The organism is Flavimaribacter sediminis (assembly GCF_019492055.1).
GTDB lineage: Bacteria > Pseudomonadota > Alphaproteobacteria > Rhizobiales > Rhizobiaceae > Flavimaribacter > Flavimaribacter sediminis.
Genome location: NZ_JAICBX010000002.1, coordinates 1,568,875 through 1,583,138, shown reverse-complemented (window position 1 = coordinate 1,583,138; position 14,264 = coordinate 1,568,875). Strand labels below are relative to the sequence as shown.

The 14,264-nt window shown below is 59.5% G+C and carries 17 protein-coding genes; 8 read left to right on the top strand and 9 right to left on the bottom strand.

The window, feature by feature from the left end; genetic code table 11:
- From K1W69_RS15740 to K1W69_RS15730, 3 genes are all read left to right on the top strand, one after another.
- On the top strand, positions 1 to 542 hold a 542-nt coding region (locus K1W69_RS15740; RefSeq protein ID WP_220229251.1), incomplete at its 5' end, for a TRAP transporter small permease.
- A 7-nt stretch (positions 543 to 549) separates the two neighbouring features.
- Complete coding sequence (locus K1W69_RS15735; RefSeq protein ID WP_220229250.1) at positions 550 to 1,827, top strand: TRAP transporter large permease; 1,278 nt, start codon at positions 550 to 552, stop codon at positions 1,825 to 1,827.
- Between the two features lie 57 nt (positions 1,828 to 1,884).
- A complete protein-coding gene (locus tag K1W69_RS15730; RefSeq protein WP_220229249.1) occupies positions 1,885 to 2,133 on the top strand; it encodes a hypothetical protein in 249 nt (82 codons plus the stop codon).
- A 2-nt stretch (positions 2,134 to 2,135) separates the two neighbouring features.
- On the opposite strand, the gene K1W69_RS15725 is transcribed toward K1W69_RS15730, so the two are convergent.
- Positions 2,136 to 2,531, bottom strand: a complete 396-nt coding sequence (locus K1W69_RS15725; RefSeq protein ID WP_220229248.1) for a lysozyme inhibitor LprI family protein — start codon at positions 2,529 to 2,531, stop codon at positions 2,136 to 2,138.
- 132 nt (positions 2,532 to 2,663) lie between these two features.
- On the opposite strand from K1W69_RS15725, the gene K1W69_RS15720 reads away from it, so the two are divergent.
- The gene (locus tag K1W69_RS15720; RefSeq protein ID WP_220229247.1) at positions 2,664 to 4,367 is read left to right on the top strand and encodes an adenylate/guanylate cyclase domain-containing protein; all 1,704 of its coding nucleotides are present in this window, start codon (positions 2,664 to 2,666) and stop codon (positions 4,365 to 4,367) included.
- A gap of 3 nt (positions 4,368 to 4,370) precedes the next feature.
- Here the strand turns inward: K1W69_RS15720 and K1W69_RS15715 are convergent, their stop codons facing one another.
- On the bottom strand, positions 4,371 to 5,225 hold the full coding sequence (locus K1W69_RS15715) for an alpha/beta fold hydrolase (RefSeq protein WP_220229246.1): 855 nt from the start codon (positions 5,223 to 5,225) through the stop codon (positions 4,371 to 4,373).
- 76 nt (positions 5,226 to 5,301) lie between these two features.
- Between K1W69_RS15715 and K1W69_RS15710 the strand changes: the two genes are divergently transcribed.
- The gene (locus K1W69_RS15710; RefSeq protein ID WP_220229245.1) at positions 5,302 to 6,318 is read left to right on the top strand and encodes an AraC family transcriptional regulator; all 1,017 of its coding nucleotides are present in this window, start codon (positions 5,302 to 5,304) and stop codon (positions 6,316 to 6,318) included.
- A gap of 161 nt (positions 6,319 to 6,479) precedes the next feature.
- Positions 6,480 to 6,728 carry a hypothetical protein gene (locus K1W69_RS15705; protein ID WP_220229244.1) on the top strand — a complete coding sequence of 83 codons (249 nt, stop codon included), beginning with the start codon at positions 6,480 to 6,482 and terminating at the stop codon, positions 6,726 to 6,728.
- Positions 6,729 to 6,748: 20 nt separating this feature from the next.
- Here the strand turns inward: K1W69_RS15705 and K1W69_RS15700 are convergent, their stop codons facing one another.
- Both K1W69_RS15700 and K1W69_RS15695 read right to left on the bottom strand, forming a co-directional pair.
- Positions 6,749 to 7,939: a phosphotransferase gene (locus K1W69_RS15700; protein WP_220229243.1), complete on the bottom strand. Its 1,191-nt coding sequence runs from the start codon at positions 7,937 to 7,939 to the stop codon at positions 6,749 to 6,751.
- Positions 7,940 to 7,952: 13 nt separating this feature from the next.
- Entirely contained in the window at positions 7,953 to 8,582 is a 630-nt protein-coding gene (locus K1W69_RS15695; protein WP_220229242.1) for a DUF922 domain-containing protein, read from the bottom strand.
- A gap of 332 nt (positions 8,583 to 8,914) precedes the next feature.
- Between K1W69_RS15695 and K1W69_RS15690 the strand changes: the two genes are divergently transcribed.
- The gene (locus K1W69_RS15690) at positions 8,915 to 9,202 is read left to right on the top strand and encodes a hypothetical protein (RefSeq protein WP_220229241.1); all 288 of its coding nucleotides are present in this window, start codon (positions 8,915 to 8,917) and stop codon (positions 9,200 to 9,202) included.
- A gap of 46 nt (positions 9,203 to 9,248) precedes the next feature.
- Here the strand turns inward: K1W69_RS15690 and K1W69_RS15685 are convergent, their stop codons facing one another.
- Entirely contained in the window at positions 9,249 to 9,392 is a 144-nt protein-coding gene (locus K1W69_RS15685; protein ID WP_220229240.1) for a hypothetical protein, read from the bottom strand.
- Between the two features lie 499 nt (positions 9,393 to 9,891).
- Here K1W69_RS15685 and K1W69_RS15680 point away from each other — a divergent pair, with 499 nt between their 5' ends.
- Positions 9,892 to 10,617, top strand: coding sequence for an ATP-grasp fold amidoligase family protein (locus K1W69_RS15680; protein WP_220229239.1), 726 nt, complete (start codon positions 9,892 to 9,894; stop codon positions 10,615 to 10,617).
- 20 nt (positions 10,618 to 10,637) lie between these two features.
- On the opposite strand, the gene K1W69_RS15675 is transcribed toward K1W69_RS15680, so the two are convergent.
- Genes K1W69_RS15675 through K1W69_RS15660 form a run of 4 tightly spaced genes read right to left on the bottom strand, consistent with a single transcriptional unit; the run spans position 10,638 to position 14,262 of the window.
- Entirely contained in the window at positions 10,638 to 11,633 is a 996-nt protein-coding gene (locus K1W69_RS15675) for a DUF6925 family protein (RefSeq protein WP_220229238.1), read from the bottom strand.
- A gap of 39 nt (positions 11,634 to 11,672) precedes the next feature.
- Positions 11,673 to 12,434: an ABC transporter ATP-binding protein gene (locus K1W69_RS15670; protein WP_220229237.1), complete on the bottom strand. Its 762-nt coding sequence runs from the start codon at positions 12,432 to 12,434 to the stop codon at positions 11,673 to 11,675.
- A 5-nt stretch (positions 12,435 to 12,439) separates the two neighbouring features.
- Positions 12,440 to 13,426 (bottom strand): FecCD family ABC transporter permease, encoded by a 987-nt coding sequence (locus K1W69_RS15665; protein ID WP_220229386.1) that lies wholly within the window; start codon positions 13,424 to 13,426, stop codon positions 12,440 to 12,442.
- Entirely contained in the window at positions 13,426 to 14,262 is an 837-nt protein-coding gene (locus K1W69_RS15660) for an ABC transporter substrate-binding protein (protein ID WP_220229236.1), read from the bottom strand. The genes K1W69_RS15665 and K1W69_RS15660 overlap by 1 nt, the downstream gene beginning before the upstream one ends.
- Positions 14,263 to 14,264 lie beyond the last annotated feature (2 nt).

Sequence of the window (14,264 nt, the reverse complement as noted above, 5' to 3'; positions counted from 1 at the left end):
GCGCTGAAAGCGCGCCCGCCGATCTGGTGATCGAGGAAGAGAAAACCTCCATTTCCGACATCCAGTGGATCGACATTCCGGCGATCCTCGTCTTCTGGGTCCTGGCGGTCGTCGTCTTTCTGCAGTTCTTCACCCGCTACGTGCTCAACGATTCACTCGCCTGGACCGAAGAGGTGGCCCGCTACCTGCTGATCCTGGTCTGCTTCCTGGGGTCGATCAGCGCAGTGCGGCGCGGCGGACACATCGCGCTGGAGTTTTTTATTCGCATGGTTCCGGCCGCCTATGGCAAGGCGATGGCCGTCGTCGCCGAACTCATCACATTTGCTCTCTATGGCGCTTTGACGATCATCGGCTTCACGCTGATCAACAAGACGCGCCAGAAGATGGTGACGCTACCGGTGCCGAAAGCCTGGATCTACGCCATTTGCGTGGCCGCGCTCGCGGCCATGACGGTCTATTCGGCAATCCTGCTGTGGCGCAAGGTCCGCCAGAAGCCGGAAGACCTCATCGCCGATTTCGACAAGCACCTCACAACGGATTAGAGACCCCATGTCGATTCTGCTCATGATCGGCCTGCTTTTCGCACTGATGATCATCGGCGTGCCGGTCGCGGCGGCGCTGGCCCTTGCCTCGCTCGCCTTTGTCGCCACCAACGGAATGCCGCCGATGATCGTGCTCGCCAACATGGTCAACGGCATCAATTCATTTCCGTTGATCGCCGTGCCGTTCTTCATCCTGGCCGGAAACCTTATGAATACCGCCGGCATCACCACCCGGATCTTCAATTTCGCGCGCGCGACGGTTGGCTGGATGCATGGCGGACTGGGACACGTCAATGTCGGCGCCAGCGTCATCTTCGCCGGCATGTCGGGCGCCGCCGTCGCCGACGCAGGCGGCCTTGGCAATATCGAGATCAAGGCGATGCGCGACGCCGGATACGACACGGACTTTGCTGTCGGCATCACCGCCGCCTCTTCCACCATCGGCCCGATTATCCCGCCTTCGCTTCCGCTGGTGATCTACGGCGTGCTCGCCGACACCTCGATCGGACAATTGTTCACCGCCGGTCTGCTGCCTGGGCTGATGATGGCCCTGTCCCTGATGATCATGGTCGCCTGGTATTCCCGCAGAAGGAACTACCCGCGCGACATCGGCTTTCGTTTCGGGCGTTTCGCCCGCAGCTTCGTCGACGCCTTCCTGCCCCTGATGACGCCGGCGATCATCATTGGCGGCATCATGGGCGGTCTTTTCACGCCGACCGAGGCGGCGATCGCCGCCGTGGCCTATTCCATGTTCCTGGGCGTCGCCGTCTATCGCACGCTCGACTGGCGCAAGATCCTGCGCGTTTCGATGGACACCGTTCAGACAACGGCCGCAATCATGTTGATCGTCGCCGCCTCGACAATCTTCGCCTGGATATTGACGGCCAACCAGGTCGCGCTGCACTTTTCGCAGGGCCTGCTTGCGGTGACGGAAAACAAGGTCGCGCTGCTTCTGCTCATCACGCTGATCATATTGATCATCGGCTGCTTCATGGAAACCATAGCCGCGATTACGATCCTGACGCCGGTGCTGTTGCCCGTGGCCGTATCGCTCGGCATCGATCCGGTGCATTTCGGCATCATCATGATCCTCAATCTGATGATCGGTCTTTTGACCCCGCCGGTGGGCATGGTTCTCTATGTGCTGTCGAAGGTCGCGGCCGTGCCGTTCGAGCGGTGCGTCACGGCGACCGCGCCGTTCCTCGTACCGCTGGTGATCGTGCTGTTGCTCCTGACCTTCATTCCGTCGATATCGATGTGGCTGCCGACCATGCTCTACCGATAGATCGGGGGGAACCCCAACCGTCATTCGATCGTTGATGCTTCAAAAGGGAGTTCAACGATGGAAAATCACGGCAAGACGAAGAAACCCGAAAATCTGACCGAGAGCGATTTCGCGCAGGACAAGATGGGCGACAACAGCTTGCAGGGCAACGATCAGGAACAGGTGCGCAATCAGCGCCACGCCGTTCCCGACGTAAAGCTGGAGACGGACGGCGTCATCGAGAGTTTCGAGAAACTCGACAAGGACAAGCGCGCCAGGGAAGACCTTGGCAAGGGCAACCGGAGTTCGGGCGCCTCAGACGACTGACGCTATTTTGCGAAGCGGAGCAGCAGGTCCGCCCGTTCGCGGCCGAGTTCGATACGACAGGACCGGATGGCGACGCCCGTGCCGGACCCGCCGCCGAAAGTCGAACCCACATAATCGCAGTGGGCGTCGCGGAAACTCGACCAGGCGCCTTGCGCCTTTTCCAACGCCGGGACGGCCGTCGCGCGGCCGGTCGTTTCATCGAGTTCCTTCGCGGCGTTCATGGCGAATTGCAGGGACAACCTGACTGTCTCGTCGACCGTAGCCTCCGCCTTCGCGACACATTCGGCGGTCTCCACCTGACTGCCGCTTCCCAGTGAACATTCAAACGACGGATCGGCAATCGCCGATGCGGGAAGCAGTGCCGTCAGAGAGGCTGTTAAAAAACAACGCAATCTCATTTCCATCCTCCTCAACTTCCAAAACGGCGGCAGTTTAATTCAGACGCGTTCACATTCACAGTTGTGAACGTGCTCTGGCGAAGGCGTCGCCATTGTTGCATATAGAGACAGGATTCACGTCGAGGACGCAGCTTGTCTGAACCAGTCACGCCTTCGAATACGTCCGGCTTTGTCCGGGATCGGCTGTCAGCGCTATTCAACAAGCCCGCGAGAGCGAAGCTCAGGCTTTGGACAGGCTTGGTTCTTCTCTTCTTTGCAACCACCCACCTTCTCAGCCATGCCGCCGGCAACATTTCCTATGCATCGCTTGAACGAACAGGCGAGTATCATGATTTTGTCTGGCGTTCGCTCGCCGGCACAATCATTCTTTATGGCGCGCTCGTTATCCACGCCGGCCTCGCGATCGCCAAAACGCTTGGCCGGCGAACTTTTCGCATTCCGGTGAGCGAATTGCTGCAACTGGTGCTTGGCCTGTCGATCCCCGTCTTTGCAGCGGAGCATTTGTATTATACCCGCCTGAGCGCCGAGCTGGTCGACGCGAAACTCAACTATCAAACCTATCTGAGCATCGCGTGGCCGGGGGCGTTCTGGAAACAGACCGCGCTCGTCGTCGTGGTGTGGATCCACGGCATGATCGGCGTTCACCTGTGGCTGCGCCACAAGCGCTGGTATGCGCCGTGGCGCCCTTGGCTGTTTTCGGCGGCAGTCGCCATTCCGTTGCTTTCCGCGACCGGATGGACGACCGCAGGCAAGGAGCTGATCCTGTCCGGCAGGACCGAAATTGCGCTGACCAACGACCAAATCAACCAGCTCGCCGCCCGGGCGCTGCTTACGCAACAGCTCGCTTTCGCAGGCTTCATGCTGTGCTTCCTCTTTCCTGTCGGCGTGATGACCGCACAGCGCCTGAAATCCTCCATGACGGTTTCTTATGTGGGCGACAAGCAGATCCGCACAGCGCCGGGACCGACATTGCTCGAAATCAGCCGGGCGAACAACATTGCCCACACCTCGATTTGCGGAGGCAGGGCGCGCTGCTCGACCTGTCGGGTGCGGGTAGTGGCGGGAATAGAACAATTGCCGCCGCCAGACGCCAGGGAGGCGGCGGTGCTGAAGCAGATCCAGGCGACGGCGGATGTGCGTCTTGCCTGTCAGATCCAGCCGACGCGCGACATATCCGTGATCCGGCTCGTGCAACCCCGCGTTCAGAACATGTCCGGCAGTCGGTCGGACATGTATCGCTGGGGCGTCGAGCAGCCGGTGATCGTCATGTTCACCGACCTGCGCGGCTTCACGCGCTTTTCCGAAAAAAGACTGCCCTACGACGTGCTCTTCGTGCTGAACGCCTATCTCGAATCGGCGGCTGAACGGATCGTGCGCAACAATGGTCTGGTCGACAAGTTCATGGGCGATGGCATCATGGCGCTGTTCGGGGTCGATCGCAGTTTCGAACAGGCGTCCAGAGATGCGCTGCGCGCCGCCGTCGCCTTGCTACAGGGCATGGATACGCTGAACGCGGAACTGAAGCTGCATCTTGACGAACCGCTTAAACTGGTCGTCGCGATCCACGGCGGTCCCGCAATCATCGGCCAGATCGGCCGGGTGGATAATGAAGCGCCGCTGACCGCGCTCGGCGACACCGTCAACACCGCCTCGCGGCTGGAGGGCGTCGTCAAACAGAAGAACGCCCGCATTGTGCTCTCTCGGCAGATCGTCGAGGCCGCGGGCCTTTCGATCGACGACATAGGCGAGCGCGACGAAGCCCCGATCCGCGGCCGCGAAGGGGTGGAGGAAATCTGCCTGATCTATGATATCGAAGCGTTGGCGGGCCTTGTCTGACGATCAGCGCGACACGACGGCGATCTTCCGAAGAATGGCGACGAGTTCCTCCGGTTGCGAATGAAACGGCGAATGGCTGGCGTGAAGTTCATGAACGGTCGTTTTGCCGCCAAGAGCCGCATCGGTCAGCGCGATCATCTTCTCCTGTCCGGCGGGCGTAATCGCGCGATCTTGTCGACACCGCACGTAGTGACGCGCCACTGATCCGAAACGCGCGGCTGTCACCGCCGAGGGATTGACGGCGACCTGCGCCGGCTCGTCGCTGTGCAGCTGCGCCACGGCTTCTGAAAACGCCTCTTCATCGAGATCGGCGTAGAATGCTTCCCGCAACCGTGCGCGATAGTCCGGATCGTCGGACAGCCTGTCGATGCGCAGGGCGCCCACGACTTGCGGATCGGCGACGAACAGCGACGGCACGACGGCGTCCGCCATGGCGGGATCCTGGATCATCGCGATCGCCGGCATGCCCAGCGGCAGCATGAAGGCCGTGAGGAAGACGACCGCTTCGAGCGTATCCGGAATGGCCTCCGCAACCGGCGATATGGTGACGCCGCCCATGGAATGGCCAACGAGCACCACTTTTCCGTTCGACCGCTGGGCTGTCTCCTGGACACACGCGATCACGGCGTTGGTGCGTTCTTCCTGCCCGACGCCAGCGTTCGGCGACGGTTCAGTGGAGAGCGCGGCCATGTCGCGGACCTGCAGCGATGCGGGTTCGGCGGCGTTGGCGCCGGCGCCTGGAAGATCGATCGCGGCGCAGGGAAAACCGTCGGCTTCGAGCAGACCGATCACCTTGTCCCAGCAGGCGCCATTGTGCCAGGCGCCGTGCACGAACACGAATCCGGGTTTATTGTGCATGGATCTTACCTCCTCCGTTGTGCATCTGATATTATGCGCAGCTGAGCCTGTGGTCTTTGTCAGGAGGCGCAAAGTTTTGTCGGGAAACGAAGAACTACACGAACTCTTCTGGACACGACAGTCGAACGACGCGGTTTCGGATCGCGGCAAGTTCGACTATTTCGTGGAATCCATCTGCGGAACCTTCACCGGGATCCGCCCGGAGAGAACGTCGAACCGGACATTCCGCGCCGAATTCACTGCGCTCGCCATGCCGGGCATGGAGCTTGCCCATATCACCGCGCCCGGCCACCGCGCCAGGCGCGATCGGCGTCTGATATCGACGCGACCCGACGACAGCATCTTCATCAATTTCGAGCCGGGCCGGGCCTACGGCGTTCGCTTTCCCGACGACGGGTTTATTGCGCCACGCGCAACGCCGCTCATTCTCGACAATGCCGCCGCCTTTGAACTGGATTTCGACAGGACGGCCGCAATGGATCTGTTTTCGCTCCGCCTCGACCGCGCGGCCCTGCCTTGCGGACTGACGGCGTCGCAGCTGTCTGAAATCAACCGCTTCACCCGCGCGAGCGAAGCCGGACGGGCGCTGTCACAACAATTCTTGCTGCTCAGCCAGGCGATGCGCCAGGGCAACGCACGACTGTGCGCCTCTATGGCGTCCTCGGTGCACGAACTCCTGCGCGTCGTCGTCGACAGGGGCGCAAGCGAATGCGGCCCGCCCGATCTCGAACGCATCAAGGACGTCGCCCGCCAGGGTCTCGGCGATCCGGCCTATGGCGTTTCCGTTCTTGCCCGTCGCATCGGCTGTTCAATACGCACAATCCAGATGCGTTTTCGCGAGGCCGGCCAAACATTCTCTAGCTGGATGCTTGAGACCCGCCTGACGCAGGCGGACGCGATGCTGGCGGATCCTGAACACGCTTTCCGGACGATCGCCTCGATCGCCCATCGAAACGGTTTCGCCGATGTGCCGCGTTTCAATCGGGCGTATCGCCAGCGTTTCGCGATAACGCCTGGCGACAGACGAACAATGACACAGGGTCGGCAAATGAGCGCAGGCCCTCGCCGCAATAAGGCTGCGCGAAAGCCATAAAGGAAGTTAAACTTACTATAGTTAATCAGGTTTATTAATAGCACTTATAGATTACAGGTTGTATTAAGCTGCAAATATTCTTGTAAATTACATCACCCTGAGACTTGATCAACATTGAAGGGACCGATAGCAGTCTTCCCGGTTGCCCTGGAGGGCATGCGTTGCTTCTGACTGCCTATATCGGCCTATCGATTGTGTCTTTCCTGACAGGTTTTCTTGAGAAACCCTGGATCGTCGTGCCTGTGCTCGCGGCGATCGCCACCATTCCGTATTTCTTCATCAAGCCAAAAGGAAAAGTCCTCATCAGCAAGGCGCAGGAGAACCCGCTGGTCGTCTGGCTGATGGTGGTCTTTTCATCACATTGTCTCGTGCTGGCTCTCGCCTATCTTGTCGGCCTCGCCACCGGTTGATCGGCTACAAACGAGGCATATCAGCTGAACAAGGCCAGCAAACGGTGCGCGCGACCGTATGCTGCGCCTGCATGCCGGCGCTTGCCTGCGACATGGTCGACGATCATCATCAGCGGAAGCCGGTTGACGATCAGATCCTGAAGCATAAGCGCCAACCCCTCGAACGAGGGCGGAGGCTCCGCGCTTCCCGCATGTCTGGCGAAGGCTTCCATGTAGACATCTATGTCCTTCTGCGCTCTTGGCATGTCGAAATCATCAGGCAGCGTATAGACGAGATGTTCGGCAAGATCGCGCTGCGGCAGGCTGATAACAGCTCTTTCCCAATCGAACAGGGAAAGCTGAAACCCCGCTTCGGACCTGGCGAATGCGAGGTTTTGCGGGTTGACGTCACCATAGAGCAGCGTCTTGTCTTCCCTGTCAACCAGGGCGTACCAGTCCGGAAGCGTGTCAAGCACATGGCGATGTCTCTGCGCCATGTCAGGCGTCATCACATCGGAGCAGGCCTTAATCAGAAATCCAAGGAAAGCGCGCCACAGTTCCATGCCCTGCATCATCGTTTGCGTGTCGCATACCGGGAACCAGCCCGTCTCGGAAAGCCGGTCGGTTCGTCCCCTGAACCGCGCGTGGATCGCGGCGATACCCTCGAGGGTGAGGTTCGAAAAACCCGGCTTCCACAGCGCTGTCGTATCGTCGTCAGGATCAAGAATGACACTGCCTTTGGGGAGAATCTCTTCAAGTCGCAACGTATAGGAGGCGGCTTCGTCGATATAGACGCCAAGCGATCGCGGCAGATAGGGCGCGAGATCCTGCCTGAAATCTCGGAACAGCGAGGCTTCCTTCAGGTTCGGCGTCGAGTAGTCCGAATGCGCAAGACAGGTTTCGAGCGGGGTCTGCAGCGCCACTCCGGCCTTTTCGAGCAAGCCACTGTAGACTGCGAGGATAGATCTTTCATCCGGCTTCGCCTTCAGCATGACATCGACGCTTTGGCCGACTCCATGGGCGTCCCGCCAGGCTATCCTGTAGGGATAGACGCCGGTGACCAGACCGCTCGCCTGGTTGTATTTGAAAGCGTGCCCGTGCAGGTGACTGTCAAGGCGCTCGATCGCGACAATCTCGAAATCGGTGGTTCCGAAACCATCTTCAAGCGCCTTGACGATGAGCGCATCGGCGTTGGCCGCGGGGCCGTGGCTGCCTGCGCGCTGTTGCGTCATTCGTCAGCCGGCGTCAAAGAACTTCAGGAAAGGGAGGCAGCTCGCGGCGATTGTCGTGCAGCGCCTCAAGACGCGTGCGTATTGCGTCGCGTTCACTCTCATCGAACGCCAGTTGCGCTTCGTTGTGCTCCTTGAAGCCTTGCTTGAAGACCTCCCGAGCGGAGTCCAGCGCCTTGCGGCAGTTCTTCTGCGGCGGAATCTGCATCAGACGTTCTTCGATCAGAACGACATACCGGTTGGAAATATCCACATGCTGCTGCTCATGCCAGCGAACATGCTTGCCGAGTTCCTCGAAAGCGGTCTTCGTTCGAGTGTCCGCCTTGTGCAGTTCCGTCCAGCGCGGGAGCGTTATCCTCATGCCGAGTTGAACCTCCGCCGAGGCGATCTGGCATTGTCCGTCCTTTTGGATCGTGATGATCTTCGGCGTCATACGGGTTTCCGCCGTGCCAATGGCGTGCCCGTTCTGCGGACCGCGGCTCGAAATCTGTTCCGTGATCTGCTCCACGGTCGTTCCGGGCACGTTGTAATAGACGGTCGACATGCCGGACGTCGCGCATCCGGCCAGCGATGCAACGCAAAGCATCGTCGCCGCCATAACCCAGCGATATCGTGTACGGCGGTCATTCATTCGGTTGTAAGCCATCCGCAATCCCGTGGCCATTCACAGCAAGAGAGTCCCGATTGAAAAATCAGCTTGCCGCAGCAGCAACGCAAGAGCACATGTTTTCAACCAAATACCCTCTGAACCACAAACCTGCCTGTGCCTCAGTCGTCATCATTACTGCGCAACTTTGCGCGTTTTACAATACAAATCTGAATCAGAGTGAATATAGGCTTGCAGTGTGACAGGATTGCGCCTGTTTCAACTCGACTGGGCAGATACGGATAACGCAGTATTGATTGCCGCCCCGTTTCCAAAGCAGTTGCTTGATTGTAAGGTCGCCGTGTTGGCGATCTCCCAGGGCGGATCAACTCATGCGTTTGATTGCTTTTTCGATGGTAGCGGCGATAATGATTTTCCAACCTGCTGCAACAGTGGCGCAGGTCTCGAACTCGATGACCTGTCAGCAGGCTATCAAGTATTATGAGCGCAACGGGCGCATCCAAACGAACGCCAACGGAAACGCCACGGTGCCAATCTACGGTTACACGCCAGCGTCGCAGCGCAGCAGGATGGGCTGCTCATCTTCCGGAATTCAGGTCAGAACTTCGGACAAGCGGCGCTGCACCATCGCCTACAAGTGCCTGCCACGCGGTCGCTGAGTTAGCGATCCGACAAGCCCGCCAGCCAATCTCCAATGCACTGGGCCTAGTCGTCTTCCCCGGACGATTTATCCGCCGCACCCTTGCCACCGCTTGGGATCGACTTGCCGTTTTTGGCTTTTTCGCCGGTCTTTTCGCCGTTCCTCAGCTTTTTGTTCGCTTCACTGATATTTTCGTCATGTTCAGGCATCTTTGGCTCCACCAAATTTTTTCCATAACACAACGAAAAAGCTTAAATTTTGTTCCCTAACTTGAAACGAATGCTACTTCGCTTTATGCACTAAAAAGTATAAATACAAAAAAACTTTATACCCATAGAGGGCTTCATCAAACCGTCTTCCGTTTGTCACAACTATGCCGCATAGGACAAAAAACATACGGTAGATGGAAGGCGTCGTACCCGCCTTATTCCAGCGACAAACGTTTCGTAATGCGGCATCGCACGAGGATTCGACAATCGCGCGGCGTCCGGCTCCCAAGGCGGAAATTGCAGCAACATCGACCGCGTGGGCTGTATCAGTGGATAGTAACGAGTTTAGATAATGAATTTACCATCATCCAATCAAAAGACCGTCAATTATCTCTTCAAAAAACTAAACAAGCTCGCCCCGAGATCAAGGACCGGCGACAGGCTGGTTTCCTGCGTCGATTTCAGACGTAAAAACAAGCGCTTTCCAAGGCGCCGCGGCGTGTACAATGACGCCATGTATTCTCTGAAAACGAGCAGGGAACTGCTCGATCCCGTCCGCGTCTTCGTGTCGGACAAGGAATACGTCAAACTCTATATCAAGGCGACGATCGGAGACGAGTACAACGTGCCGACCCTGAAAGTTCTGAAGAGCCCGGAAGAGGTCGACACCTATGATTTTCCATCGGTCTGCTGCATAAAGCCGACGCATTCCAGCGGTTTCGTGGTGTTCCGCAGCAACGACGAACCCCTCGATCTCAACGAGATCAAGCGCTGGTTCAAACTGAATTACTACGATTGGCAGCGTGAGGTAAACTATCGCTATCTCAAGCCAAAGGTTATCGTCGAGCCGCTGATTTTTTCCACCAAAAATCCGGCCGATTACAAAGTCTATTGCAACGATGGCGCGCCGAAGGCGATCGCCGTCATTCAGGATCGTCATACGGATAACAAAAACCAGTTGCTGGATACCAACTGGAACGCGCTGGATTATTCCATTCGCTATCCGCGCTTCCAGGGAGAAATCGAAAAACCTCGCAATTTCGAGGAGATGATGGAAGTCGCGACCACACTAAGCAAGGGATTCGATGGCTTCATACGCGTCGATCTCTACAGCAATGGCGAGGAGATCAAGGTCGGTGAACTGACCAATATCAGCGGCGGCGGGGAGTCGATATTCCTGCCAGCGTCTTCGGAGAAAGAATTTTCCCGCCTGCTGTTTGGATAAGAAAGTAGGGTCGGCGACGATCAGGTCTCGTGACCCGTTTCGTCGATATCCGACGCGCCCTTGTCGAAAGCCCGGGACCACTCTTCGAGAAGCGCGCTATCGCCATGTCGCCGCCTCCACTGTCGCAAGCCGTTGCGTAATCCGGCGCGGCCCTGCCGTGATGTATCGGCATCAAACTGATGTGGCGCCAGGCCAGCCTCCAATGCTCGCCAGCTCCCGTCTCTTGCCGCAATATAATCGCGGTTTCCCCAGGCCCGCAGCAGCGTCTGGAAAGCATCAAAAAGATCAGGATCGACGTCGCGATCCTCACCGAGCGGCCCGATGACGGGATTGCCCGGATAAAGACCGGCGCACGGAACCAACCCGTCCGGAATCGGGACATTGGCCGAATGAGTGCGGCCCGCTTTCAACAATTTGGGCAGAACATGGGTGTGCGGACCTTCCGGAGACCGACCGCCCGTCTCCGGACCGCCGATCTTCTGATAGACCTCGACCCGCCCGAGACCGGTCAGGGCCACCCGGTGCGGATGCGCCGAAAGGATGCGCCCCATAACCGGATTGCCTGGTTCGAAAAGCGATCGGCCGGCATGAGCGCGCAGCGCATCGATGAGGCCCTGATCGGACGTCCTGATGCAAAAATCGACCTGGATCTGGGACAAACCCATATCGAAGAGGATAGCGCCCCGATCCTGTTCACGCAGGGCCCCGGCGTCCGGTCCGAGTTCGGTGAGAGCAGAGCGATTGGCGCGGCTTGCGGCGGTCAATGGCAGGCAAAGCGCAACCGATTGACTCCAGCGGTGCGGCCGCAGGCTGAGCGTTTCGTATGCGACCGGCGTCATTTCCGGTTGAGGCAGGATCCGGATGTCGCCCCTGGCGGTCACACGCTCCAGCGAAGTGGCGCTGCAAGGCTCGCCGTCGTCCTGGTGAAACTCCGCAATGGCGCCAAAGGAACCCATCGACCAGCCGCTGCGATAATCAGCAAGTTGCTCTACGAGTACGTGTTCAAGGTCGGGCATGGTTTCATCCTCGAAGCCTGGTGACCGCTTAAGGTCACATTACGTCTTCGCCGCAAGCTTGAGTGGCTGCAGCAACAAACCGTCTGCTGTTTCGACCCTGTAAGCGTCGATGCCGAAGACCTCGGCGAGATTGTGGGCCGTCAGCACGTCTTCCGGTCGACCATCAGCGACCTTGCGGCCGGCCTGCATCAGGACAAGTCGACTGCAGAAACGCGCCGCCAGCCCGAGATCATGCAGTGCGACCAACACCGAACGTCCGTCGGCGGCCTGGGTGTTGAAGACCTCCATCGTCGCAATCTGATGAGCAGGGTCCAGGCCGGCGATCGGCTCGTCGGCGAGTAGCATGGGCGTTTCCTGCGCCAGCGCCCGGGCCAGCAACACCCGCGCTTTCTCACCGCCGGAAAGCTGTGTCGCTATCCGGTCGCGAAACGCCCACATGTCGGCTTTCTCCAGCGCCCGCCGCACCGCTTCCGCGTCTTGCCGCGTCAAGCGCGATATGGAAGCGCCGTGCGGCGTGCGGCCGAGGGCCACGAGCGCCTCCACTGGAATCGGCCAGGCGATTTCACGATCCTGGGGAAGCCATGCAGCATATCGGGCGCGGCTTGTGGCGGGCATTTCCGCCAGCGAGCAGGAGCCGGAAAACGGCAAAAGTCCAAGGGTGGCCCGCATCAGCGTTGTCTTTCCGGCGCCGTTCGGACCAATGAGACCGACGACCTCGCCCGGCGCAATCGTCAGAGAGACGGATTTGACCACCGGCGTCGAACCAAGGTTTACCGTCACGTCGCGGCAGACAAAAGCCATCGCCTCTACCCCCGACCGCGCGTGCGGTAGATGAGATGCAGAAAGAACGGCGTTCCGACAATTGCCGTCATGACGCCGAGCTTCAGATCCCTGTCCGGTAGAATCAGTCGCACCGCGATATCGGCTGCAAGGACCATACAGGCGCCGCCCAGAGCCGAAGCGAACAAGAGACGGCCGGGCTGTGCGCCAACCGTTCGACGCAGCAAATGCGGAACGACAAGTCCAACGAAGCCGATGGCGCCGGCGACTGCGGTCGCGCCGCCAATCATCGCGGCGACGCCGGCCACCAGGAGCACCCTGAGCCGAACAATACGAACGCCGAGCGCTTCGGCCGCGTCTTCACCCAGCGTCAGCGAATCGAGACCGCGGCCGAGCGGCAGTATCAAACAAGCGCCAAGCGCGAAGAAGGGCAGCGCCAACGCCACATGCAGGAAGGACCGGTCGGCAAGCGAACCCATCATCCAGAAGATGATTTCATTCGCCGCAAACGGATTGGGAGAAAGGTTCAGCACCAGCGAAGTCAACGCGCCCGCCAAAGCCGATATGGCGATGCCGGCGAGGATAAGCGTCAATGCACCGCCGCGACGTCCAGCCAGAAAAAGAAGGAGGGTGACCGCGACGCCTGCGCCGGCAAGAGCCGCAAATGGCAGCGCGAGCGCGAAAGTCGCCGTCAGCCCGGTCTGGATCGCAAGGACGGCGCCGAGCGCCGCAGTCCCTGACACGCCCAAAATGCCGGGCTCCGCCATAGGATTGCGCAGATAACCCTGCATGGCCGCGCCGCCAAGACCAAGTGCCGCGCCGATCACAGCGCCGAGGATTGCGCGCGGGAGGCGAATTTCACGCATGACAAGGGTGAGCGGACCGGCGTCGCCAAAAATCAGCGCCGACAGGCTGAGGCGCGGCGAAACGCCCGCTGGCCCGACCAGCAGCGAAACGACAAAAAGCAAAAGGGAAAGCAGACCAAGGGCAACCAGAAGGCGGACATACGCCATCATTTCGGCTCCTGACCCGCATCGCGTTCAACCGCAAGACCGGCAATGGCCCGCAATACGTGCGGCGTTCCGCAGACCCAGTTACGATCGGTGAGAGGCGCCACGCCCGCCTCTTCCAGCAGGGCGCGGAGCGCCGGGTGGTTCAGTATTTCCTCGGCGCGTGAATTGCCGCCCCGGCGCTGCGAAAGGATGACGAGATCCGGAGCAAGCATGACGAGGCGTTCAAGCGCCAGCATGCCCCCGCGATCCAATCCAGCCTCCTCGGCGACATTGCGCAAGCCGGCCGCCCTGAGGATGTCGCCGGACAGACTTTGCGGACCGAATGTGTAGCCATGCGCGGCATAAATCGCAGCGCGAGGACCTTCATCCGCGTCTTGGGCAAGTCGACCAAGGTTCTCGTCGAACTCCGCGACAAGGGCGGTTGCCTTTTCCGGGTGACCGAGATGCGCGCCCATCTCGGTCATCCGGTCCCGCGCGTCCTCCAGCGAGTCGGCCGGAGCCATGATCGCCACGGGAATTCCCAAACGCTTCAGCATCGAGACTGTCGCCTGCGTCGTATATTGTCCGGCGATCACAAGATCCGGTTGCAACAGGAAGATCTCCTCAGCCAGACCGTGATTGACTGGAAAGGCCTGCGCCTCGACGGCCATGGCGGACGCCTCGGGATCCCGCGCCAGATAGGACACCGAGATCAACTGGCCGGGCGCCGCCAGCATCATTGCAAGCTGGTCGGCGCACAGGTTCATTGACACGACGCGTTGCGGCGCAGCGGCAACCTGCGACGCGGCGGCGAGCACAGCCAGCAGAATGCCTGAGATGCGATCAATGAACCTCATGA

Excerpts from the sequence above, each read along its gene's own strand:
- K1W69_RS15690 (WP_220229241.1), top strand. The coding sequence starts at position 8,915 with ATGCGTTTGATTGCTTTTTCGATGGTAGCGGCGATAATGATTTTCCAA.
- K1W69_RS15700 (WP_220229243.1), bottom strand. The coding sequence starts at position 7,939 with ATGACGCAACAGCGCGCAGGCAGCCACGGCCCCGCGGCCAACGCCGAT.
- K1W69_RS15735 (WP_220229250.1), top strand. The coding sequence starts at position 550 with ATGTCGATTCTGCTCATGATCGGCCTGCTTTTCGCACTGATGATCATC.
- K1W69_RS15670 (WP_220229237.1), bottom strand. The coding sequence starts at position 12,434 with ATGGCTTTTGTCTGCCGCGACGTGACGGTAAACCTTGGTTCGACGCCG.
- K1W69_RS15730 (WP_220229249.1), top strand. The coding sequence starts at position 1,885 with ATGGAAAATCACGGCAAGACGAAGAAACCCGAAAATCTGACCGAGAGC.
- K1W69_RS15685 (WP_220229240.1), bottom strand. The coding sequence starts at position 9,392 with ATGCCTGAACATGACGAAAATATCAGTGAAGCGAACAAAAAGCTGAGG.
- K1W69_RS15660 (WP_220229236.1), bottom strand. The coding sequence starts at position 14,262 with ATGAGGTTCATTGATCGCATCTCAGGCATTCTGCTGGCTGTGCTCGCC.
- K1W69_RS15725 (WP_220229248.1), bottom strand. The coding sequence starts at position 2,531 with ATGAGATTGCGTTGTTTTTTAACAGCCTCTCTGACGGCACTGCTTCCC.
- K1W69_RS15715 (WP_220229246.1), bottom strand. The coding sequence starts at position 5,225 with ATGCACAATAAACCCGGATTCGTGTTCGTGCACGGCGCCTGGCACAAT.
- K1W69_RS15695 (WP_220229242.1), bottom strand. The coding sequence starts at position 8,582 with ATGGCTTACAACCGAATGAATGACCGCCGTACACGATATCGCTGGGTT.
- K1W69_RS15665 (WP_220229386.1), bottom strand. The coding sequence starts at position 13,426 with ATGGCGTATGTCCGCCTTCTGGTTGCCCTTGGTCTGCTTTCCCTTTTG.
- K1W69_RS15675 (WP_220229238.1), bottom strand. The coding sequence starts at position 11,633 with ATGCCCGACCTTGAACACGTACTCGTAGAGCAACTTGCTGATTATCGC.